This window comes from Trinickia dabaoshanensis, from assembly GCF_002879885.1.
In the GTDB taxonomy this organism is placed as follows: Bacteria; Pseudomonadota; Gammaproteobacteria; order Burkholderiales; family Burkholderiaceae; genus Trinickia; species Trinickia dabaoshanensis.
In genome coordinates, this window is record NZ_PNYA01000089.1 from 1 (window position 1) to 441 (window position 441).

At 49.4% G+C, this 441-nt stretch carries 1 protein-coding gene; it reads left to right on the forward strand.

From position 1 onward, the window contains the following. Positions 1–139 precede the first annotated feature (139 nt). Entirely contained in the window at positions 140–394 is a 255-nt protein-coding gene (ibaG, locus tag C0Z18_RS32500; protein WP_102649547.1) for a BolA family iron metabolism protein IbaG, read from the forward strand. Positions 395–441: the final 47 nt, after the last annotated feature.

Here is a 441-nt window from a genome sequence, read left to right on the forward strand (position 1 = left end):
GCGTTAACCGCCTGTCCGGCAAACCTGCCTGCAAGTCGAGCCTTGTCTGATTTATCAGCGAGGCTTTTTGCTTATTTATGCCAGCGCAACTTTGCTCTAAGATGTTTCGCTGGTTTATTAACTGATGATTGAAGATCCCATGGAAAATAATGAAATTCAGAGCGTGTTGATGAACGCTCTCTCCCTCCAGGAAGTCCACGTTTCCGGCGATGGCAGCCACTTTCAGGGTATTGCCGTGGGTGAGTTGTTTGACGGCATGAGTCGGGTTAAAAAACAGCAGACGGTCTATGGTCCGCTGATGGAATATATTGCGGATAACCGCATTCATGCTGTGTCGATCAAAGCGTATACCCCTGCGGAGTGGGCGCGCGATCGCAAACTGAACGGCTTTTGAGCTATGGGCGATTCGCCGGTAGCGGATATGAATTGTTAACTGAGAAC